21 protein-coding genes are annotated in these 20,803 nt (G+C 71.8%); 13 read left to right on the top strand and 8 right to left on the bottom strand.

All coding sequences use genetic code 11. The annotated features are described in order from the left end of the window. Nucleotides 1-75 precede the first annotated feature (75 nt). The 10 genes from ACS3YM_RS06945 to ACS3YM_RS06990 all read left to right on the top strand — a co-directional run bounded on the left by ACS3YM_RS06945 (nt 76) and on the right by ACS3YM_RS06990 (nt 7,320). Nucleotides 76-585: a superoxide dismutase family protein gene (locus tag ACS3YM_RS06945; RefSeq protein ID WP_439939343.1), complete on the top strand. Its 510-nt coding sequence runs from the start codon at nt 76-78 to the stop codon at nt 583-585. Between the two features lie 21 nt (nt 586-606). Then, nucleotides 607-1,221, top strand: coding sequence for a class I SAM-dependent methyltransferase (locus ACS3YM_RS06950; protein ID WP_439939344.1), 615 nt, complete (start codon nt 607-609; stop codon nt 1,219-1,221). Then, nucleotides 1,218-1,412 (top strand): DUF3046 domain-containing protein, encoded by a 195-nt coding sequence (locus tag ACS3YM_RS06955; RefSeq protein WP_439939345.1) that lies wholly within the window; start codon nt 1,218-1,220, stop codon nt 1,410-1,412. The genes ACS3YM_RS06950 and ACS3YM_RS06955 overlap by 4 nt, the downstream gene beginning before the upstream one ends. Then, entirely contained in the window at nt 1,409-2,665 is a 1,257-nt protein-coding gene (locus ACS3YM_RS06960) for an MFS transporter (RefSeq protein WP_439939346.1), read from the top strand. Before ACS3YM_RS06955 ends, ACS3YM_RS06960 begins: the two co-directional genes overlap by 4 nt. Before the next feature lie 186 nt (nt 2,666-2,851). Continuing rightward, entirely contained in the window at nt 2,852-3,904 is a 1,053-nt protein-coding gene (gene recA, locus ACS3YM_RS06965; protein ID WP_439939347.1) for a recombinase RecA, read from the top strand. Beyond that, nucleotides 3,894-4,631, top strand: a complete 738-nt coding sequence (locus ACS3YM_RS06970) for a regulatory protein RecX (protein WP_439939348.1) — start codon at nt 3,894-3,896, stop codon at nt 4,629-4,631. Before recA ends, ACS3YM_RS06970 begins: the two co-directional genes overlap by 11 nt. A gap of 134 nt (nt 4,632-4,765) precedes the next feature. Next, nucleotides 4,766-5,257, top strand: coding sequence for a phosphoribosyltransferase (locus ACS3YM_RS06975; protein WP_439939349.1), 492 nt, complete (start codon nt 4,766-4,768; stop codon nt 5,255-5,257). A gap of 43 nt (nt 5,258-5,300) precedes the next feature. Next, the gene (locus tag ACS3YM_RS06980) at nt 5,301-6,152 is read left to right on the top strand and encodes a polyphosphate kinase 2 family protein (RefSeq protein WP_439939350.1); all 852 of its coding nucleotides are present in this window, start codon (nt 5,301-5,303) and stop codon (nt 6,150-6,152) included. After that, on the top strand, nt 6,149-6,943 hold the full coding sequence (locus ACS3YM_RS06985; RefSeq protein WP_439939351.1) for a HipA family kinase: 795 nt from the start codon (nt 6,149-6,151) through the stop codon (nt 6,941-6,943). Before ACS3YM_RS06980 ends, ACS3YM_RS06985 begins: the two co-directional genes overlap by 4 nt. Further along, nucleotides 6,940-7,320 (top strand): DUF3037 domain-containing protein, encoded by a 381-nt coding sequence (locus ACS3YM_RS06990; RefSeq protein WP_439939352.1) that lies wholly within the window; start codon nt 6,940-6,942, stop codon nt 7,318-7,320. The genes ACS3YM_RS06985 and ACS3YM_RS06990 overlap by 4 nt, the downstream gene beginning before the upstream one ends. 232 nt (nt 7,321-7,552) lie before the next feature. Here ACS3YM_RS06990 and ACS3YM_RS06995 read toward each other — a convergent pair whose 3' ends face one another. The 4 genes from ACS3YM_RS06995 to ACS3YM_RS07010 all read right to left on the bottom strand — a co-directional run bounded on the left by ACS3YM_RS06995 (nt 7,553) and on the right by ACS3YM_RS07010 (nt 11,052). Then, nucleotides 7,553-8,296 carry a sirohydrochlorin chelatase gene (locus tag ACS3YM_RS06995; protein WP_439939353.1) on the bottom strand — a complete coding sequence of 248 codons (744 nt, stop codon included), beginning with the start codon at nt 8,294-8,296 and terminating at the stop codon, nt 7,553-7,555. 130 nt (nt 8,297-8,426) lie between these two features. Next, nucleotides 8,427-9,170, bottom strand: coding sequence for a phosphoadenylyl-sulfate reductase (locus ACS3YM_RS07000; protein ID WP_439939354.1), 744 nt, complete (start codon nt 9,168-9,170; stop codon nt 8,427-8,429). Further along, on the bottom strand, nt 9,167-9,334 hold the full coding sequence (locus ACS3YM_RS07005; RefSeq protein WP_439939355.1) for a hypothetical protein: 168 nt from the start codon (nt 9,332-9,334) through the stop codon (nt 9,167-9,169). Before ACS3YM_RS07005 ends, ACS3YM_RS07000 begins: the two co-directional genes overlap by 4 nt. Continuing rightward, nucleotides 9,334-11,052 (bottom strand): nitrite/sulfite reductase, encoded by a 1,719-nt coding sequence (locus ACS3YM_RS07010; RefSeq protein WP_439939356.1) that lies wholly within the window; start codon nt 11,050-11,052, stop codon nt 9,334-9,336. The genes ACS3YM_RS07005 and ACS3YM_RS07010 overlap by 1 nt, the downstream gene beginning before the upstream one ends. 362 nt (nt 11,053-11,414) lie before the next feature. Between ACS3YM_RS07010 and ACS3YM_RS07015 the strand changes: the two genes are divergently transcribed. Next, complete coding sequence (locus ACS3YM_RS07015; RefSeq protein WP_439939357.1) at nt 11,415-12,851, top strand: glycine hydroxymethyltransferase; 1,437 nt, start codon at nt 11,415-11,417, stop codon at nt 12,849-12,851. Here the strand turns inward: ACS3YM_RS07015 and ACS3YM_RS07020 are convergent. Next, nucleotides 12,844-13,554, bottom strand: coding sequence for a response regulator (locus tag ACS3YM_RS07020; RefSeq protein ID WP_439939358.1), 711 nt, complete (start codon nt 13,552-13,554; stop codon nt 12,844-12,846). The genes ACS3YM_RS07015 and ACS3YM_RS07020 overlap by 8 nt on opposite strands. Next, nucleotides 13,551-15,161, bottom strand: coding sequence for an ATP-binding protein (locus ACS3YM_RS07025; protein WP_439939359.1), 1,611 nt, complete (start codon nt 15,159-15,161; stop codon nt 13,551-13,553). Before ACS3YM_RS07025 ends, ACS3YM_RS07020 begins: the two co-directional genes overlap by 4 nt. Before the next feature lie 133 nt (nt 15,162-15,294). On the opposite strand from ACS3YM_RS07025, the gene ACS3YM_RS07030 reads away from it, so the two are divergent. Further along, complete coding sequence (locus tag ACS3YM_RS07030) at nt 15,295-16,668, top strand: cation:dicarboxylate symporter family transporter (protein ID WP_439939360.1); 1,374 nt, start codon at nt 15,295-15,297, stop codon at nt 16,666-16,668. A 357-nt stretch (nt 16,669-17,025) separates the two neighbouring features. Here the strand turns inward: ACS3YM_RS07030 and glgA are convergent, their stop codons facing one another. Next, nucleotides 17,026-18,213, bottom strand: coding sequence for a glycogen synthase (glgA, locus tag ACS3YM_RS07035; RefSeq protein WP_439939361.1), 1,188 nt, complete (start codon nt 18,211-18,213; stop codon nt 17,026-17,028). A 61-nt stretch (nt 18,214-18,274) separates the two neighbouring features. Here glgA and glgC point away from each other — a divergent pair, with 61 nt between their 5' ends. Then, nucleotides 18,275-19,528, top strand: a complete 1,254-nt coding sequence (glgC, locus tag ACS3YM_RS07040; RefSeq protein WP_439939362.1) for a glucose-1-phosphate adenylyltransferase — start codon at nt 18,275-18,277, stop codon at nt 19,526-19,528. Between the two features lie 42 nt (nt 19,529-19,570). Here the strand turns inward: glgC and ACS3YM_RS07045 are convergent, their stop codons facing one another. Continuing rightward, nucleotides 19,571-20,800 carry an RNA polymerase sigma factor gene (locus ACS3YM_RS07045; protein WP_439939363.1) on the bottom strand — a complete coding sequence of 410 codons (1,230 nt, stop codon included), beginning with the start codon at nt 20,798-20,800 and terminating at the stop codon, nt 19,571-19,573. Nucleotides 20,801-20,803 lie beyond the last annotated feature (3 nt).

The raw sequence follows: 20,803 nt of genomic DNA on the forward strand, positions 1-20,803 counted from the left end.
CGAACCGGGCGTCGCGGTCGCAGGCACCTCTCTGTGACGCGCCACCGCGGCGCGCGACGAACGAGGAGGAACCCCATGTCGAGGATCAGGACCGGTCTGGTCGCCGCTGCTGCGCTGGTCGCGACGCCCACCGCGGCGCTGGCCGGCGGCGTGCTCGTGGACCACGGCCACGGGCCGAGCAACACCTACGACGCGGCGTACGCCGACATCAGCACCCAGGTGCACGCCTGGACCCGCGGGGACTCCACCACGGTGCGCCTCATGGTCAACGGCCTGCCGCCGGGCCGTACGTTCGGCGCCCACGTGCACACCGGCACGTGCTCGGCCGACCCTGCGGCCTCCGGAGGGCACTACCAGCACCCCACCTCAGCGGCCGTTCCGCTGGCCCAGCGTGAGGTCTGGCTCGACGTCACCTCCGACGCCCAGGGACGAGGGGTGGCCACCACCACCGTGCCGTGGAGCTTCGCGCCGGGATCGGCCGGATCGGTCGTCATCCACGCCCTGCCGACCAACGCGCAGACGGGCGCGGCCGGGGCACGGCTCGCGTGCACCAGCGTGGCGTTCGGCGATCATCACGACCACTAGCCCGGCTGGTTGGATGGGGGCATGAGCTCCACCCCCGACACCGTGCGCGCCTACGACCTCGACGCCGCGGCCTACGTCGAGGCGTCACCCACCATGCCCGACTCGGTCCGCGCCGACATCGAGGCGTTCGCCGAGCGTCTCGGACCGGGCGCCCGGGTGCTCGAGATCGGCTCGGGCGGGGGACGCGACGCCAGGCTGATGGAGGAGCTCGGCCTGCGGGTCAGGCGCACGGACATCACGCCCGCCTTCGTCGCGCTGCTCCGCGAGCAGGGCGTGGATGCCGACCTCCTCGACCCGCTGGTCGACGACCTGTCCTGCCCGGACGGTCCGTACGACGCCGTGTGGGCCAACGCGTCGCTGCTCCACGTCCAGCGGGCCGACCTGGCCACGGTCCTGGCCCGGCTGGCTGCGGTGACCCGCCCGACCGGGGTGCTGCGGGTCTCGGTCAAGGAGGGCGACGGTGAGGGTTGGTCGACGCACGGCTCGGTCCGCCGGCCCCGGCACTTCACCTACTGGCGCGCCGACGCGCTGCGCGGCGTGACGACGGGGGCCGGCTGGACCGACGTGGACATCCGCTCCGGGGTCGCCGGCCGGCGCTCGGAGACGTGGCTCGAGCTGACGGCGGTGCGCGCATGAGGCACACCGAGTTCTGGGCACGGCTCGACCACGCGCTGGGCCGCAGCTACTCGCGCACCTGGGCCGAGCTGACGGTCGTGCGCGACCTCGACGGCCGCACGACGCAGGAGGCACTGGCTGCCGGTGTCCCGCCGAAGCAGGTCTGGGCCGCGGTCTGGCGCCAGCTCGAGCTGCCGGACAGCGAGCGGTGAGCACGCGCATCGGCACGGACCTCGACCTGGAGCAGGTCCAGCGCCACACCGTCCGCACGCTGGTGGTCTCGCAGGCCGTCGGCGCGGTCGGCGTCACGATCGGCGTCGCCACGGCCTCCCTGCTGGCGCGCGACATCTCCGGCAGCGAGACGATGGCCGGGCTGGCGCAGACGTTCCAGGTGCTGGGCACGGCCGCAGCGGCGTACGGCCTGGCGCGCGTGATGCGCCGGCGCGGGCGCCGCGTCGGCCTGGTCCTGGGCTACCTGATCGGCGCCACCGGTGCCGTGCTCGCCGTGGTGGCGGGCGTCGTCGACTCGATGCTCGTGCTGCTCACCGGTGCGGTGATGCTGGGCGCGACGACGGCGGTCAACAGCGGCTCGCGCTACGCCGCGACCGACCTCGCCACCGAGGAGCACCGGGCCCGGGCGCTGTCGGTCGTGGTGTGGGCCACGACCATCGGCGCAGTGGCCGGCCCCAACCTCACGGGGGTCGGCGGCGACGTCGCCGGGTCGCTCGGCATCCCCGAGCTCACCGGGGGCTTCGCGATCGGCTCGGTCGTGCTCGTCCTCGCAGCCGCGTGGGTCTGGGTGCGGCTGCGCCCCGACCCGCTGCTCCTGGCCCAGGAGTCGGCGGGCGTGACGCCGGGAGGCGGCCCGGAGCTGCGGGGGCGTTCGTGGGGCCGCTTCGTCGCGGTCGTCCGCGACGTCCCCGCGGTCGGCGCCGCCGTGGTGGCGATGGCCTGCGCGCACGCGGCGATGGTGACCGTGATGATCATGACGCCGCTGCACATGGAGCACGGCGGTGCGCACCTGGAGGTCATCGGGTTCGTCATCTCCGTCCACGTGCTCGGCATGTTCGCCTTCTCGCCGGTCGTCGGGTGGGCCGCCGACCGGTTCGGTCGCAGCGCCGTCCTGACCAGCGGGGGAGCGGTCCTGCTGGTGTCGCTGGGGCTGTGCGGGCTCTCGCCCGAGGGCTCCTCGTGGCAGATCTTCACCGGGCTCTTCCTCCTCGGCCTCGGCTGGTCGTGCGCGACGGTCGCCGCCTCGACGGTGATCGCCGACCGGACGCCGATCGAGGCCCGCACCGACGTGCAGGGCACCTCGGACATGGCGATGGCCCTCACCGCGGCCGGCGGGGGAGCCCTGGCCGGGGTGATCGTCGGCGCGCTCGGCTACCCGGTGCTCGCCGCCTTCGCCGCCCTCCTGGCCGGCACGGTCGTGGTGGCCGGCCGGGTGACCCACCGCCACTCCTGAACGCGGGCGCGACACGCCGGGTCCGCACTCCCCCGTCGAACACCTGTTCGGGCTACTGTGCATCCACAGGTACGACGAGGGGCGAGGTAGTCCACAGCGCGTGACGGTCCTGATCAGGGACTGTCGGTGGCTCGCCCTAGCGTCGGAGAAGTACCTCAGACAACGACGAGAGAACGGGACACAGCAATGGCTGGTGCAGACCGCGAGAAGGCCCTCGACGCCGCGCTCGCACAGGTGGAGAAGCAGTTCGGCAAGGGCTCGGTCATGCGACTGGGCGACGAGACGCGTGCCCCGCTCGAGGTGATCCCCACGGGGTCGATCGCCCTCGACGTGGCCCTCGGCCTGGGCGGTCTCCCGCGCGGTCGCGTGGTCGAGATCTACGGCCCGGAGTCCTCCGGAAAGACGACGGTCGCCCTCCATGCGGTGGCCAGCGCCCAGGCAGCCGGCGGCATCGTCGCCTTCATCGACGCCGAGCACGCGCTCGACCCCGACTACGCGAAGAACCTGGGTGTCGACACCGACGCCCTCCTGGTCTCCCAGCCCGACTCCGGTGAGCAGGCGCTCGAGATCGCCGACATGCTGATCCGCTCCGGCGCGCTCTCGCTGATCGTCATCGACTCCGTGGCCGCCCTGGTGCCCCGCGCCGAGATCGAGGGCGAGATGGGCGACAGCCACGTCGGCCTCCAGGCCCGCCTGATGAGCCAGGCGCTGCGCAAGATGACCGGTGCCCTCAACAACTCCGGCACGACCGCCATCTTCATCAACCAGCTGCGCGAGAAGATCGGCGTGATGTTCGGCTCGCCCGAGACCACGACCGGTGGTCGCGCGCTGAAGTTCTACTCCTCGGTGCGCCTCGACGTGCGCCGCATCGAGACGCTCAAGGACGGCACCGACATGGTCGGCAACCGCACCCGCGTCAAGGTCGTGAAGAACAAGGTGGCCCCGCCGTTCAAGCAGGCCGAGTTCGACATCATGTACGGCAAGGGGATCAGCCGCGAGGGTGGCCTGATCGACGTCGGCGTCGAGGCGGGCATCATCCGCAAGGCCGGCGCCTGGTACACCTACGAGGGTGACCAGCTCGGCCAGGGCAAGGAGAACTCGCGCAACTTCCTGCGCGACAACCCCGACCTCGCCAACGAGATCGAGAAGCTGATCCTGGAGAAGCTGGGCGTCACTCCCGCCGTCGACAAGCCCGCCGACGACCTGAGCGACGAGCCCATCGGGGTCGATGACTTCTGACCGGGAGACCCGTCCCGCGCCCGACTGGGCCGGTGACGTCAGCCTCGGCGTGCAGGCGTGGGTGGGGGAAACCCCACCCACGTCTGCCGAGCCGCGTCGCCGCGGCGGTGGCTCGACCGGCTCGTCAGGCTCGACCCGCAAGAGCGGACGCAGGAAGACCCGCACGTGGGAGGAACGCGAGGCGGCACGGATCGCCCGCGAGGAGGCAGCCGCCGCGGAGGTCGAGGCCGACCCCGAGTCGGTGGCCCGCAAGATCCTGCTCGACACCCTGACCGGCCAGGCGCGCTCGCGCCAGGAGCTCGCCGCCAAGCTCGCCAAGCGCGGGGTGCCTGATGAGCTGGGTGCCCAGCTGCTCGACCGCTTCACCGAGGTCGGTCTCATCGACGACGCGGCCTACGCGCGCCAGTGGGTCGAGAGCCGGCACCGCAGCCGCGGGCTGGCGCCACGGGCGCTCGCCCAGGAGCTGCGGCGCAAGGGGGTCGACGACGACGACGCCAAGGCGGCGCTCGAGCAGATCGACGAGGACGACCAGCGCCAGGCGGCCCGTGCGCTGGTGGACAAGAAGCTGCGGTCGATGCGGGGTCTCGACCACCAGGTCGCCACCCGGCGCCTGGCGGGGCTGCTCGCCCGCAAGGGCTATGCCGCCGGCCTCGCCTTCTCGGTGGTGCGCGAGGCGCTCGCCGAGGCAGGCGGGGACGACGAGCTCGGGGACCACCCGGACTTCTGACGTCGGGGCTCGTCAGGCCGGCGCCGGATCCGTCATACGAAGGCGGACGTATCGGTGCGGGTCGGGATGACGGATGCCGGCGGCTGCGTGCCCGGGCCTTCCGCCACGCCGAGAGCCTCTGGTGGGATGTGTCCGTGAGCAACGAGCGCGAGATCCTCACCTACGACCTGTTCGGCACCGCCACCCGCGACTTGGCGCAGCAGGTGGCCGACTCGGGGTTCGCGCCCGACATGATCCTCTCGATCGCGCGCGGTGGCCTCGGGCTTGGCATGGGGCTCGGCTACGCCCTGGCCGTGAAGAACCTCTCGGTGATCAACGTCGAGTTCTACACCGGCGTCGACCAGCGCCTCGAGGTGCCGATCATGTTGCCGCCGACGCCGGCCGCCATCGACCTGTCCGGGTTGAAGGTCCTCATCGCCGACGACGTCGCCGACACCGGTCGCACGCTCGAGCTGGTCCACGACTTCTGCGAGGGCAACGTCGCCGAGGCGCGCACCGTGGTGATCTACGAGAAACCCCAGTCGGTCATCAAGCCGGACTACTCCTGGCGACGCACCGAGCGCTGGATCGACTTCCCGTGGTCGGTCCTCCCGCCCGTCGTCGACGCGGACGCGCTCGCGCACTGACGTACGGGCCGCGCGTGACGGCCGGTGGGCCATGATGTGCCCCATGACCGACGACCTCACCGCCCGCCTGCGGGTGCCCGCCGGGCCCGTCGACCTGACCGCGATCGAGACCGACGCCGCGCCCGGCTTCGACGGCAAGAAGGCTGACGGCAAGAAGGCGCTCGCCGCGATGGGAGCGGAGCTGTCCGACCTGCAGGAGCGGCTGTGGGCGGAGCGCACCGCCGGGTCCGAGCGGCGCGTGCTCCTGGTCCTGCAGGGGATGGACACCAGCGGCAAGGGCGGCGTCCTGCGCCACACGATCGGCCTGGTCGACCCCCAAGGTGTCCGGATCACCAGCTTCAAGGCGCCGACCGAGGAGGAGCGCGCCCACGACTTCCTCTGGCGCATCGAGAAGGGCCTGCCGAGCGCCGGCTACATCGGGGTCTTCGACCGCTCGCACTACGAGGACGTCCTCATCGCACGGGTGCGTGGCTTCGCCGACCCCGCGGAGATTGACCGCCGCTACGGCGCCATCAACGACTTCGAGGCGCGGCTCGCTGCGGAGGGCTTCTCGATCATCAAGTGCATGCTCCACATCAGCGCCGACGAGCAGAAGGCCAGGCTGGCCGAGCGGCTCGACAACCCCGAGAAGCACTGGAAGTACAACCCCGGAGACCTCGACGAGCGCGCCCTGTGGCCCGCCTACCGGGAGGCCTACGAGATCGCTCTCGAGCGCACGAGCACCGACGTCGCGCCGTGGCACGTGATCCCCTCGGACAAGAAGTGGTTCCGCAACCTCGCCGTCGGGCACCTGCTGCTGCAGACCCTCCGTGGGCTCGACCTGCGGTGGCCCGAGGCCGACTTCGACGTCGAGGTCGAGCGGCAGCGACTGGCCGAGGAGCCCCCCGTCCAGTGACCACCAGCACCGCACTGCCGACCGTCGCCGTCACGCGCTACGTGACCCCCCTGCGGGAGGGCGGGAGCCTGCCCGGGGTCGTCGAGGGCGACGACCTCGGCACCTACGTCTGCAAGTTCCGCGGGGCCGGCCAGGGCGCCAAGGTCCTCGTCGCCGAGGTCATCGTCAGCGAGCTGGCGACCCGGCTCGGCCTGCGCACTCCGCGCCTCGTGGTGCTCGACCTCGACCCCGAGCTGGCCCGCTACGAGGCCGACGAGGAGGTCCAGGACCTGCTCAACGCGAGCGTCGGGGCCAACCTCGGCATCGACTTCCTGCCCGGCTCCTTCGGCGTCGACGGTCAGGTCACGGCGGCGGACGACGAGGGCGCCCGCGTGCTCTGGCTCGACGCGTTCACCGCCAACGTCGACCGGTCGTGGCGCAACCCCAACCTGCTCCTCTGGCACGGCGACCTCTGGGTGATCGACCACGGCGCCTCGCTCTACTTCCACCACGGCTGGCGCTCCGGGGTCACCGACCCCGCGAAGTTCGCGGCGCAGCCGTGGGACGTCAGCGGCCACGTGTTCGAGGCCTGCGCCCAGCGGGCTCGCGAGCTCGACGCGCAGATCTCCGGTGCGCTCGACCGCGCTGTCCTCACCGAGGTCCTGGCGGCGGTGCCCGACGTCTGGCTCGAGCCGGTGCCCGGCGCTGACGGTGCCCCGGAGCTGGGCCCCGACTCGCTGCGGACGGCGTACGTCGACTTCCTCACCGCGCGGCTCGGCACGCGCCAGTGGCTGCCGGGGGGATCGTCATGAGCCGTGCCGCCTACCAGTACGTCGTGCTGCGGTGCGTACCGCGGCCCGATCGGGAGGAGTTCCTCAACGTCGGTGTCGTGCTGCACTGCCAGGCGGCCGACTTCCTCGACGTGGTGTGGAGCGTGGACGCCGACCGGCTCCGGGCGCTGGACCCGCGGGTCGACGTCGACCAGGTCTGCGACGCGCTGACCTTCGTCGACCGGGTGTGCCGGGGCGACGAGCGCGCCGGAGAGGCGGCCCGGCAGTCGCTGGGCCAGCGCTTCGGCTTCCTCAAGGCGCCGCGCAGCACCGTCCTCCAGCCGGGCCCGGTCCACGGCGGCGTGACGGACGACCCCGCCCGCCAGCTCGAGCACCTGCGCGAGCGCCTGGTCGGGTGAGCCGCCGCACCATGACGTACGTCGGTGCGGTCCGCGCCGCGCTCGCCGGGGCAGGCGACCCCGGGCGCGCGGCTCAGCAGCAGGCCTACATGAAGTCCGCACTGCTCTTCGTCGGTCTCGGCGCGCCCGCACGCACCCGTCGTGGGTCCGGACGTTGGTCCGGACCCACGACGACAAGCTCAGTGGGCTCTCACGTCGTGAGGCGCTCAAGCACCTCTGACGCGCTGGCTCCTCAGACCGGGACCAGCTCGACCGCACCCACGGCGTAGCGGGCGAGGATCGCGCGGGCCACGGCCGGGTGGGCACCCAGTGGGTCGGACACCGCCACGGCGCCGGCCTCGAGGGCCAGTTCTCCCGCCCGGTCGGGCAGCCTGCCCGGTGCGAGGAAGAAGGACGCGACGGCGATGTGGCGCTTGCCCTCGGCGCGGAAGGCGCGCACGGCCTCACCAGTGGCCGGGGGAGCGGCCGAGGCAAAGGCCGCGGTCACCGGCAGCTTGTGGCGCGCGCCCCACGTGCGGGCGATGCGGGCCACCGACTGGTTGGCCAGCGGGTCCGACGATCCGGCCGCGGCGAGCACCAGTGCGTCCAGCTCACGCACGCGCGCCTGCTTGAGGGCGTCGCGCAGGCGTACGTCCAGCACCTCGAGGAAGGCGGTCTCCATGCCGAGGATGCGGCTGGCCTGGATCTTGAGACCCTCGTGGCGCGCCATCGCGGCCGCGATCACCTCGGGCACGTCGACCTTGGCGTGGTAGGCCTCGGTGAGCAGCAGCGGGACGACGACGATCTCGTCGAAGCCGGCCTTGACCAGGCGGTCGACGACCGTGTCGAACGACGGCTTGGCGAGGTCGAGGAACGCCGTCTCGACACGGAGGTCGGGGCGCATGGCCTTGACCTCGGCGACGAGCGACTTGATCGTCGCGGCCGAACGTGGGTCCCGGCTTCCGTGGGCCAGGGCAACCAGAGCAGGAGCAGCCATCAGTGGTGCCTCCGATCGTGCGTAGTGGTGCGGTGGTGCTTCTTCAGGGGTGGTGCGGGTGCGACCACGTTGTCGCTCGTGCTGAGGAGGTCTCGCGGCGACCGTCTCGAAGTGCGGGTCTGGGGTGTCTTCATGCGTGGATCCCGCACTCGGTCTTGCTGGTGCCGGCCCAGCGGCCGCTGCGGGGGTCGTCGCCCGGCGCGACGCGGCGGGTGCAGGGCCAGCAGCCGATGCTGGGGTAGCCGTCGTGCACGAGCGGGTTGACGAGCACGCCGTTGTCGAGGATGTACTGCTCGACCTGCTCGTCGCTCCAGCGGGCGAGCGGCGAGACCTTGACCTTGCCCTTGCGCGCGTCCCAGCCGACGACGGGCGCGATGACCCGGTTGTGGGTCTCGGCGCGACGCAGACCGGTGGCCCAGGCGTCGTACTCCGCGAGCGTGTCGGCGAGGGGCTTGACCTTGCGCAGCGCGCAGCACAGGTCGGGGTCCGTCCTGTAGAGGTCCTTGCCGTGCTCCGCGTCCTGCTCGGCGACGGTCTGTGCCGGACTGATGGTGCGGAGGTTGACCGGCAGGGTCGCCTCGACGGCGTCGCGGGTGCCGATGGTCTCGACGAAGTGGTAGCCGGTGTCGAGGAAGACGACGTCGATGCCCGGTGCGACCGTGGACGCCAGGTGGGCGAGGACCGCGTCGCCCATGGACGAGGTGATCGCGAAGCGGTCGCCGAAGGTGGCGACGGCCCACTCGATGATGACCTCGGCCGGGGCGAGCTCCAGCTCGGCGCCGACGTGGGAGACCAGCTCGCGCAGCTCCTCCGGCGTACGACCGGCGGTGTGGGTGCCCTTGAAGTCGCGGGCGGCCTGGGTGGAGGCGCTCATGCCGCACCTCCGTCGCCGGAGACGTGCGGGCGGATCATCCCGGTCATCCTCACGGTGAAGCTGCGCAGGCACGAGCGGCACTCCCAGGCACCCGCACCCTCCTGGGGGAACAGGTTCTCGTCCCCGCAGTAGGGGCAGTGGAACGGGACCGCGCGCTCGCTCATCAGGCCGTCACCAGCTCCTGCTCGCCGCGCAGCAGGACCTCGTCGGCACGCGCCACCCAGGCGGCGAAGGGCTCGCCGTCGGTGCGGTCCGCGAGGTACGCCGTCACGACCCGCGTGACGTAGTCGTCGAGGCCGGCGCTGGTCACCTTGTGGGCGCGCAGCTTGCGGCCCATGGCGGGGTTGAGCCCGAGCGCGCCACCGAGGTGGACCTGGAAGCCCTCGACCTGAGTGCCGTCGGCGTCCATCACCAGCTGGCCCTTGAGGCCGATGTCGGCGACCTGGGTGCGGGCGCAGGCGTTGGGGCAGCCGTTGACGTTGACCGAGATCTGGGTGTCGAGGTCGGGGAACCGCTTCTCCAGCTCGGTGACGAGCCGGCGTGCCCGCTCCTTGGTGTCGACGATCGCGAGCTTGCAGAACTCGATGCCGGTGCAGGCCATCGTGGAGCGGCGCCAGTTGCTCGGGCGGGCCGTGAGGCCGATCTTCTCGAGGTCAGCGGCGAAGGAGGCGGTGTCCTCGGCGGCGACGCCGATGACGACCAGCTTCTGGTAGGCCGTCAGCCGCGCACCGGCAGCGCCGTACGTGTCGACGAGGTCGCCCAGCGCGGAGAGCGTGGTGCCGTCGACCCGGCCGACGATCGGGGCGGCGCCGACGTAGAAGTTGCCGTCCTTCTGCTCGTGGATGCCGATGTGGTCGCCCTGGGTGAGCGGCGCCTCGGGGGAGGGGTTGTCGACCAGCGTGCGGTGGAGGTACTCGTTCTCGAGGACCTCGCGGAACTTCTCCTTGCCCCAGTCGGCCAGCAGGAACTTGAGCCGGGCCTTGGACCGCAGCCGGCGGTAGCCGTAGTCGCGGAAGATCCCGGCGACGCCCTCCCAGGCGTCGGCGACCTCGTCGAGCGGGATCCACACGCCGAGCTTGTGGGCGAGCATCGGGTTGGTGGACAGCCCGCCGCCGACCCAGAGGTCGAAGCCGGGGCCGTGCTCGGGGTGGACGGTGCCGACGAAGGACACGTCGTTGACCTCGGGGGCCACGTCGTGGCTGGGGTGACCGGTCAGCGCGGTCTTGAACTTCCGGGGCAGGTTGGAGAACGCGGGGTTCCCGAGCGCCCGGCGCTTGATCTCCTCGAGCGCCTCGGAGCCGTCGATGATCTCGTCCTTGGCGATGCCGGCGACGGGGGAGCCGAGGAAGGGCCGCGGGCTGTCGCCGCACGCCTCCAGCGTGGAGAGGCCGGCCGCCTCGAGGCGCTCCCAGATGGCCGGGACGCTCTCGATCTCGATCCAGTGGTACTGGATGTTGTTGCGGTCGGTGATGTCGGCGGTGTTGCGGGCGTACGCCGTCGACATCTCGCCGAGCGCCCGGAGCGCCGCGCCGTCGAGGATCCGGCCGTCGGTGCGCACGCGCATCATGAAGTAGCGGTCGTCGAGCTCCTCCTCCGACAGCTGGGCGGTCTTGCCGCCGTCGAAGCCGGGAGCGCGCTGCGTGTAGAGGCCCATCCAGCGGAACCGGCCACGGAGGTCGGCGGGGTCGATCGAGTCGAAGCCGCGACGCGAGTAGGTGTGGAGGATGCGGTCCCGCACGTTGAGCGGGTCGTCGTCCTTCTTGGACTGCTCGTTCTTGTTGAGCGGCTCGGTGTAGCCGAGCGCCCACTGACCTTCGGCGCGCTTGGGGCGCGGGATCTCGGTGTGCTGGGCGGCCTGGGGCTGGAACCGGAGGTCGGGCATGTCAGGAAGGTCCTGTTCGCTGAGGAGTGCCGCGCGCGACGGTGAGCGCGGAGGGGGTTCTGGGCGGCGTCAGCGATGCCAACAGGTCGCGCTGTCCACACGCATGAGGTCGACGTGACGTCGAACCACCAGGTGCGTGTGAGTGGATGCGGTGACCATGTCAAGAAGTCTCAGGGAATGGACACACGTTCCACAAGGCGAAATCCCGTGATGTGAGACGACAGTCCACAAAGCGAGACGCCAGCCGTGGGATCACGCTTGATCCACCCGATCGGTGCGGTCCAGGTCACATCGGGAGCTACTCGCCAGTCACCGGAGGAGCCCGTGCCTGGGCCACCGGGCGGCCCTCTAGGCTGTCGCCCATGACCGACTCCCTGATCAGCAGTGCGTACTCCCAGGCTCTCGAGGTCATCGCCTCGGTCGAGCCCCGCATCGCGGAGGCCACCCGCCAGGAGCTCACTGACCAGCGTGGCTCGCTCAAGCTGATCGCCTCGGAGAACTACGCCTCGCCCGCGGTCCTGCTGACGATGGGCACCTGGTTCAGCGACAAGTACGCCGAGGGCACGGTCGGGCACCGCTTCTACGCCGGCTGCCAGAACGTCGACACGGTCGAGTCGCTGGCCGCCGAGCACGCCCGCGAGCTGTTCGGTGCTCCGTACGCCTACGTGCAGCCGCACTCGGGCATCGACGCCAACCTCGTCGCCTTCTGGTCGATCCTGGCCAACCGGGTCGAGACCCCCTACCTGCAGAAGATGCAGGCCAAGAACGTGAACGAGCTCACCGAGGCCGACTGGGAGACGCTGCGCCACGAGTTCGGCAACCAGCGCCTGCTCGGGATGTCGCTCGACGCCGGCGGCCACCTCACGCACGGCTTCCGCCCCAACATCAGCGGCAAGATGTTCCACCAGCAGCAGTACGGCACCGCCCCGGAGACCGGCCTGCTCGACTACGACGCCGTGGCCGCCAAGGCCCGCGAGTTCAAGCCGCTCGTGCTGGTGGCCGGCTACTCCGCCTACCCGCGCCGGGTGAACTTCGCCAAGATGCGCGAGATCGCCGACGAGGTCGGTGCCGTGCTGATGGTCGACATGGCGCACTTCGCCGGGCTCGTCGCGGGCAAGGTCTTCACCGGCGAGGAGGACCCCGTCCCCTACGCCCACGTCACCACCACGACCACGCACAAGTCCCTGCGCGGTCCGCGCGGCGGCATGGTGCTGGCGCAGGAGGAGTTCGCCGCCGACGTCGACCGCGGCTGCCCGATGGTGCTCGGTGGACCGCTGTCGCACGTGATGGCCGCCAAGGCCGTGGCGTTCGCGGAGGCCCGCACCACGGAGTTCCAGGGCTACGCCCAGCGGATCGCCGACAACGCCAAGTCCCTGGCCGACGGGTTCCTGACCCGCGGAGCCAACCTCGTCACCGGTGGCACCGACAACCACATCGTCCTGCTCGACGTGTCGTCCTTCGGGCTGACGGGTCGCCAGGCCGAGTCGGCGCTGCTCGACGCGGGCGTCGTCACCAACCGCAACTCGGTCCCGTCCGACCCCAACGGCGCGTGGTACACCTCCGGCATCCGGCTCGGCACTCCCGCCCTCACCACGCGCGGGTTCGGCCACGACGAGTTCGACAAGGTCGCCGAGCTCATCGTCGACGTGCTCGCCCACACCGAGGCCGGCACGACCAAGGCCGGCGGCCCCAGCAAGGCGTCGTACGCCCTGGGCGACGGAGTCGCCGACCGGGTCCGCTCGCAGTCGGCCGAGATGCTCCACAAGCACCCGCTCTACCCCGGGCTCGTCCTCAGCTGATCGCCCCTCGTCCGGGGTCGGCACCCGTCCAGACGTAGCCGACCTCGGGCCGGCCGGCGCCGCCGTAACGCGGCGACCGGGTGACCCGGCCCTCGTCGGCGAGGTGCTCGAGGTAGCGCCGGGCCGTGACCCTCGAGACGCCGATCGCCGCGCCCGCCTCGGTCGCGGAGAGGCCCTCGGGGTGCTCGCGCAGCGCGACCAGGACGGCCCGCAGCGAGTCGAGGCTCATGCCCTTGGGCAGGTCGGCGCCGGTGGGGCGTTCGCGCAGGGCGCCGAAGAGCTGGTCGACGTCGTCCTGCACCACGTCACCGGGTGTGCGCTCGAGCCGCGTGCGGAACTCGGCGTACTGCTCCAGCTTGCCGCGGAAGGCGGCGAACGTGAACGGCTTGAGCAGGTAGAGCACGACCCCCTGGGACACCGCGCGTCGCACCACCTCGGTGTCGCGGGCCGAGGTCACGGCGATCACGTCGACCGTGTGCCCCGCGGCGCGCAGGCGCTGCAGCAGGCCGAGACCGTGGCCGTCGGGCAGGTGCATGTCGAGCAGGATGAGGTCGACGTCGGCGTCGCGGTCGAGCAGGCGCACCGCCTCGGCGGCCGACCGGGCGACCCCGGCCAGCTCGAAGCCCGCCATGCGCTGGACGTAGGTGGCGTGCGCCTCGGCGGCCACCTCCTCGTCCTCGACGACCAGCACCCGGACGCTCACGAGGCACCACTCTCCACCGGACGTGACGCCCGGCTGCGTACGCCGACCACGAACCGCGCGCCGCCGAGCGGGGAGTCGGCAACCTCGAGCGTGCCGCCGTGCTGGGACACGACCTGGGCGACGATCGCGAGGCCGAGGCCCCGCCCCTCCTGGGCCTTGCTCGACCAGCCCCGCTCGAGCACGTGGGCGCGGTCCTCGAGCGAGATCCCCGAGCCCGAGTCGTCGACCACGACGTCGAGGCTGCCGGCGGTGCCGTGCAGGTCGACCCGCACCTGCTGCGGCCGGGTGGTGCGCGTCTCGGCGACGGCGTCGAAGGCGTTGTCGACGAGGTTGCCGACCAGCGTGACGAGGTCGCGCGGGCTGATCGGGAGCTCGGCCGGCAGGCCGCCGGCGATCTCGAGGTGGATGCCGCGCTCGGCGGCCTGCGCGGTCTTGCCGAGCAGGAGGGCGGCGAGGACGGGCTCGTCGACGGAGGAGACCAGCTCGTCGGCCAGTCCCTGGGCGACCTCGAGCTCGGAGGTGGCGAACTCCACGGCCTGCTCGGTGCGCCCCATCTCCACGAGCGAGACGATCGTGTGCAGCCGGTTGGCGGCCTCGTGGTTCTGGGCCCGCAGCGACTCGGTGAGGCCGCGCACCAGGTCGAGCTCGCCGGTCACCGCCTGGAGCTCGGTGCGGTCACGGACCGTGACCACGGCACCGACCTCGGCCTGGTTCCAGTAGGCGGGGGAGCTGCTGAGGAGCAGCACCTGCTGGCCGAGCACGTAGGTCTGGTCCGCCACTGCGGTGCGCTGCGCCACCGCCTCGACCAGACCTGGAGGCAGTCCCAGCTCGTCGAGCAGGCGGCCCTCCACGTCGTCGGGAAGGGCGAGCAGGCGCACCGCCTCCGCGTTGACGAGCTGGACGCGCCGGTCGGCGTCGACCAGGAGCAGGCCCTCGCGGACGGCCTCGAGGACGGCCCGGTAGTACTCGTACATCCGGGTGATCTCGCGCTCGCCGAGCCCGTGGGTCTGGCGGCGCAGCCGCCGCGAGATGAGCCAGGCGCCGAGCAGGCCCGCGGCGAGCGTCGCTGTTGCCGCGAGGGTGATGCCGGGCAGGTCGCCGAGGAGCTGCCGGTCGAGCCGGGTGACGGTGATGCCGACCGCGACCAGGGCGACCACGTCCCCGTCGTCGACGACCGGGACCACGGCCCGTACCGACGGCCCCAGCGTGCCGACGTACTCCTGGGTGAACACCTGGCCGTCCGGCGCCCCGCCGAGGTCGCCGACGAAGGCGCGGCCGATCTGCTCGGGGTCGGGATGGGTGTAGCGCGTGCGGTCGGTGTCCATGATGACGACGAAGTCGGTGCCGGTGTCGGCGCGCACCTCCTCGGCGAAGGGCTGCAGCCGGGTCGTCGGGTCCGCGGTGCCGACCTCCCGACGGACGAAGGGGGAGTCGGCGACCGAGCGCGCCACCGCCGTCGCCTGGTCGCGGGCGCTGTCGCGCGAGTCGCGGCGCGCGTCCCACGCGGCGAGCGCCACGGCCGTGACCACCAGGACCACGACGACGGCCACCTGCAGCAGCAGGATCTGGCGGGCGACCGGGCTCTCACCTGCGGCCCGTCGTCCCATGCGGGCATTGTGCCGCACCCTCGCCACGGCCTGTGACGACGAACACAACGCACAGAACGGTGACGGCCCTCACACGGTTCACCACGATGGCCACCTGACCGGCGTTCGCCGGACCCGGAGCCAGGAGGACACCATGAGCACCACCTCGACCGCGGGGGCGACGCAGACCAGGCGCGACCGCACCCACTACCTCTACCTCGCGGTGATCGCCGCGGTGGTCCTCGGAGCCATCACCGGCCTCGTCCTGCCGGACTTCGCCGTGGGGCTCAAGTGGATCGGCACGACCTTCGTCGCGCTGATCAAGATGATGATCCAGCCGGTCATCTTCTGCACGCTGGTCCTCGGCGTCGGGTCCGTGCGCAGCGCGGCCAGCGTCGGCAAGGTCGGCGGCCTGGCCCTGGGCTACTTCCTCACCATGTCGACGGTCGCGCTGGCCATCGGCATGCTCGTCGGCAACCTGCTCGACCCGGGCAAGGGGCTCAACCTCTCCGACGACGTCGCCGGGGTCGGCCAGGAGCAGGCGGCGGAGGCCCACGGGTCCACCACCGAGTTCATCACCGGGATCGTCCCGGACTCGCTGCTCTCGTCGCTGACGTCGGGTGAGGTCCTCCAGACCCTGCTCGTCGCCCTCCTCGTCGGCTTCGCGCTCCAGGCGATGGGCCGCGCCGGCGAGCCGATCCTGACCGGCATCGGCCACGTCCAGCGCCTGGTGTTCCGGGTGCTCGCGATGATCATGTGGGCCGCCCCCATCGGCGCCTTCGCCGCCATCGCGGCGGTGGTCGGCGAGACCGGCGTCGACGCCCTCAAGAGCCTGGCGACGATCATGATCGCCTTCTACGTCACCTGCTTCCTCTTCGTGTTCGTCGTGCTGGGCGCCCTCCTCAAGGTCGCGACCGGCGTCAACATCCTCAGCCTGTTCCGCTACCTCGGCCGCGAGTTCCTGCTGATCGTGTCGACCTCGTCGTCGGAGTCGGCGCTGCCGCGCCTCATCGCGAAGATGAACCACGCCGGCGTCGAGAAGACCACGGTCGGCGTCGTCGTCCCCACGGGCTACTCCTTCAACCTCGACGGCACCGCGATCTACCTGACGATGGCCTCGATCTTCATCGCCGACGCCCTCGACAAGCCGCTCAACATCGGCGAGCAGGTCTCCCTGCTGCTCTTCATGGTCATCGCGTCCAAGGGAGCGGCCGGCGTCACCGGCGCCGGCCTGGCCACCCTCGCCGGCGGCCTGTCCTCGCACCGCCCCGAGCTGCTCGACGGCGTGGGCCTGATCGTCGGCATCGACCGCTTCATGTCCGAGGCCCGCGCGGTCACCAACTTCGCCGGCAACTCGGTCGCCACCGTCCTCGTGGGTCACTGGACCCGCACCCTCGACCACGCCCAGCTCGACCGGGTGCTCTCGGGCGAGGACCGCTTCGACGAGGCCACGATGGTCGACGACCACGAGGCCGCGCCCGACGTCGTACCCCCGGTTCGCGAGGCCCAGCCGGTCACGTCCCGCTGACCGACCCGCGACAGCGCCCCCGGACCCGACAGGTTCCGGGTGCGCTGTCGTCCTGTCGTGCTGTCCTCTGGTCTTCGAGGGTGGCGGCATATGACAACGGATGTGGTCAAGGTGGCGGCATACGACGTCCACCAGAGCAGATCTGATGTCGTATGCCGCCACTCACGGGGCGTGAGATGTCGTATGCCGCCACCCACGGGGCGTGAGATGTCGTATGCCGCCACCCACCCGGCGTGAGATGTCGTATGCCGCCACCCACCCGGCGTCAGATGTCGTATGCCGCCACCCACGGGGCGTCAGGTGTCGTATGCCGCCACCCACGAGAGCGGGCGGCGGCGGCCGACTACGACACGAACGTCAGGTCAGCGAGCGGTAGAGCTCGAGGGTCCGGGCGGCGATGCTGTCCCAGCTGAACGACTCCTCCGCGCGCCGGCGCCCGGCGACGCCGTACGTCCGGGCGCGGTCGGGGTCGCTGACAGCGTCGGTCAGCGCTGCGCCCAGGTCGGCGACGTAGCGCTCCGGGTCGAGCGGGGTGCCGGTGCCGTCGGTGGCCTGGTCGATCGGCACGAGCCAGCCGGTCTCGCCGTCGACCACGACCTCCGGGATGCCGCCGGTGGCGGTGGCGACGACGGCGGTCTCGCACGCCATGGCCTCGAGGTTCACGATCCCGAGCGGCTCGTAGATCGACGGGCAGGCGAAGACCGTCGCCGCGGTCAGCAGAGCGACGACGTCGGGGCGGGGGAGCATCTCGGCGATCCAGACGACGCCCGACCGGGTGGCGGCGAGGTCGTCGACGAGACCGCGCACCTCGGCCTCGATCTCCGGGGTGTCCGGCGCTCCGGCGCACAGCACGAGCTGGACCTCCGGCGGCAGGGCGGCCGCTGCGCGGAGGAAGAGCGGAAGGCCCTTCTGGCGCGTGATCCGGCCGACGAAGATGACGCTCGGCCGGTCGGGGTCGACGCCGAGCTCACGCACCCGGTCGGGGTTGGCGATGGGCGACCACTGCGCGGTGTCGATGCCGTTGTGGACCACGTGCACGCGTGCGGGGTCCACCGAGGGATAGCTGCGCAGCACGTCGTCGCGCATCGCCGCGCTCACCGCGACGATTCCTGCCGCTCCCTCGTACGCCGTGCGCTCCGCCCAGCTCGAGAGGGCATAGCCGCCGCCGAGCTGCTCGGCCTTCCACGGGCGCATCGGCTCGAGGGAGTGGGCGCTGACGACGTGGGGGATGCCGTGCATCAGCCCGGCGAGGTGGCCGGCCATGTTGGCGTACCAGGTGTGTGAGTGGACGAGGTCGGCGCCGGCGCAGTCGTCGACCATCGCGAGGTCGACCCCGAGCGTGCGGATGGCCGGGTTCGCCTCCGCGAGGGACGAGGGCTCGGCGTACGCCGTCGTGCCGGGCTCGGAGCGGGGCGCTCCGAAGCAGCGCACCCGCGCGTCCACGTCGGGCAGGACCCGCAGTGCGCGGACCAGCTCGGCGACGTGCACGCCGGCTCCGCCGTAGACCTCGGGTGGGTACTCCTTGCTGAGGACGTCGATGCGCATGAGCCGAACCTAGTCCTCGCAGGTGGTCGACCGCGCCCCTGCGGACGGCTAGTTTCGTCGCATGGCAGTCACGCCGCGTCGCAAGAAGGTCCTCGCCGTCGTCCTGGCCGGGGGTGAGGGCAAACGACTGATGCCGCTCACGGCCGACCGGGCCAAGCCAGCAGTGCCGTTCGGGGGGATCTACCGCCTGATCGACTTCGCGCTGTCCAACGTGGTCAACTCCGGCTACCTCAAGGTCGTCGTGCTGACGCAGTACAAGTCGCACAGCCTCGACCGCCACGTCACCACGACGTGGCGCATGTCCAACCTGCTGGGCAACTACGTCACCCCGGTGCCGGCGCAGCAGCGCGTGGGCAAGCGGTGGTACCTCGGCAGCGCCGACGCGATCTTCCAGTCGCTCAACCTGCTCACCGACGAGCAGCCCGACATCGTCGTGGTGGTCGGCGCCGATCACGTCTACCGGATGGACTTCGCGCAGATGGTGAAGGCCCACGTGAAGTCCGGCGCAGGTTGCACGGTCGCCGCGATCCGCCAGCCCATCGACCTCGCCGACCAGTTCGGCGTGATCGACGTCGACCCGGCAGCTCCGCAGCGGATCCGCGCCTTCCTCGAGAAGCCGAAGGACCCGGTCGGCCTGCCCGACTCGCCCGACGAGGTGCTGGCCAGCATGGGCAACTACGTCTTCGACGCCGACGCGCTGCGCGACGCCGTCACCAGGGACGCCGCCCTCGAGCAGTCCAAGCACGACATGGGCGGCGACATCGTGCCGTGGTTCGTCGACAAGTCGGAGTCGTCGGTCTACGACTACAAGGACAACGAGGTGCCCGGCTCCACCGACCGGGACCGCGGCTACTGGCGCGATGTCGGGACGATGCGGTCCTACTACGCGGCCCACATGGACCTCGTCTCGCCCCTGCCGGTCTTCAACCTCTACAACAACGCCTGGCCGATCTACACCAGCTACGGCCCGCACCCGCCGGCCAAGCTCGTCGAGGGGGCCAGCGGCGCCGGGGTCTCGACCTTCAACTCGATCCTGTCGCCGGGCGTCGTGGTCAGTGGCGGCACGGTCAACCGGTCGGTGCTCTCACCCGCGGTCTGGGTCAAGGACGGCGCCGAGGTCTCCGACTCCGTGCTGATGGACGGGGTGCACGTGGGCGAGGGCGCGATCGTGCGCAACGCCATCCTCGACAAGGGTGTCGTGGTCCCGCCGGGGGTGCAGATCGGTGTCGACCAGGAGGCCGACCTGGCGCGCGGCTTCGTCGTCGACGAGGGCCTCACCGTCCTCGCCAAGCAGCAGCCGGTGCCCGAGGGCTGACCGAGGGCTGACCCAGCTCCTCTCGCTGGCGCTCGAGACGGCTCAGCCCAGCTCCTCTCGCTGGCGCTCGAGGAATGCACGCTCGACGTCGTTGCGGCAGGCTGCGATCGCCTGGTCGTACGCCGCCCGCGCGGCGTCGACGTCCCCCGCGCGTGACAGCAGCTCGGCGCGCACCGCGGCAGGACGGTGGCTGTCCGGGATCTCCAGGCCCTCGAGCGCGTCCAGCCCGGCCGCTGGCCCCCGGTGCTCGGCCACGGCCACGGCGCGGGCCAGCCGCGCGGAGGGCGACGGCGCCACCTGCAGCAGCAGGTCGTACCACTCCACGATGCGGCCCCACTGCGTGTCGTCGCTCGTCGGCGCGGTGGCGTGCTCGGCCGCGATCCGCGCCTGCACGACGTACGACGCCGCTAGTGGGGTCAGCGGCCCGGCGAGGGACGGAGTGGCCAGCAGCCGCATCGCCTCGGCGACCTCGTCGTGGTGCCAGCGGGTGCGGTCCTGGTCGGCGAGCAGCACCAGGCGTCCGTCGCTGACCCGCGCGTCGCGACGCGAGTGCTGGAGCAGCATGAGCGCCAGCAGGGCGACCAGTGCGGGCTCGTCGGGACGCAGCCCGAGCACCACACGGACCAGCCGGATCGCCTCGCCGGACAGCTCGGCGCGCAGGAGGTCGGGGCCGGTGCCGGGGGAGTAGCCCGCGGTGAAGGCGAGGTAGGCGGTCTGCGCCACCACGTCGAGGCGCTCGGGGAGCACCGACGCGTCGGGGACGGCGAACGGGATGCCGGCTCCGACGATGCGCTTCTTGGCCCGGGTGATCCGCGCCGCCATCGTCGGCTCGGGCACGAGGAAGAGTCGGGCGATGTCAGCGGTCGGCACGCCCAGCACGAGGCGCAGGCTCAGCGCGCTGGCCGACTCCGGCGCCAGCGCGGGATGGGCGCACATGAGCACCAGCCGGAGCACGTCGTCCTCCACGAGGCTGCCACTGTCGGCCATGGTGCGGGCAGCCTCCTGGTCGCGGGCGACGTCGGTGACGAGCACCGGCAGCTTGCGCCGTGCGACCTGCTCGGTGCGGAGCCGGTCGAGCACCCGGCGCCGGGCAGCCGTCATCAACCAGGCCGCCGGGTTGTCGGGCGTGCCGTCGACCGGCCACGTCCGGCTGGCCGCCTCGACCGCGTCGCCGAGCGCGTCCTCGACGAGGTCGAGCCGGCGGAACTGTGCCAGGAGCAGGGCCACGAGGCGGCCCCACTCCTGTCGCACGACCTGCTCCAGATCGTCCACGGG

The sequence above is a fragment of the Nocardioides sp. N13(2025) genome, from assembly GCF_051912545.1.
Classification (GTDB): domain Bacteria; phylum Actinomycetota; class Actinomycetes; order Propionibacteriales; family Nocardioidaceae; genus Nocardioides.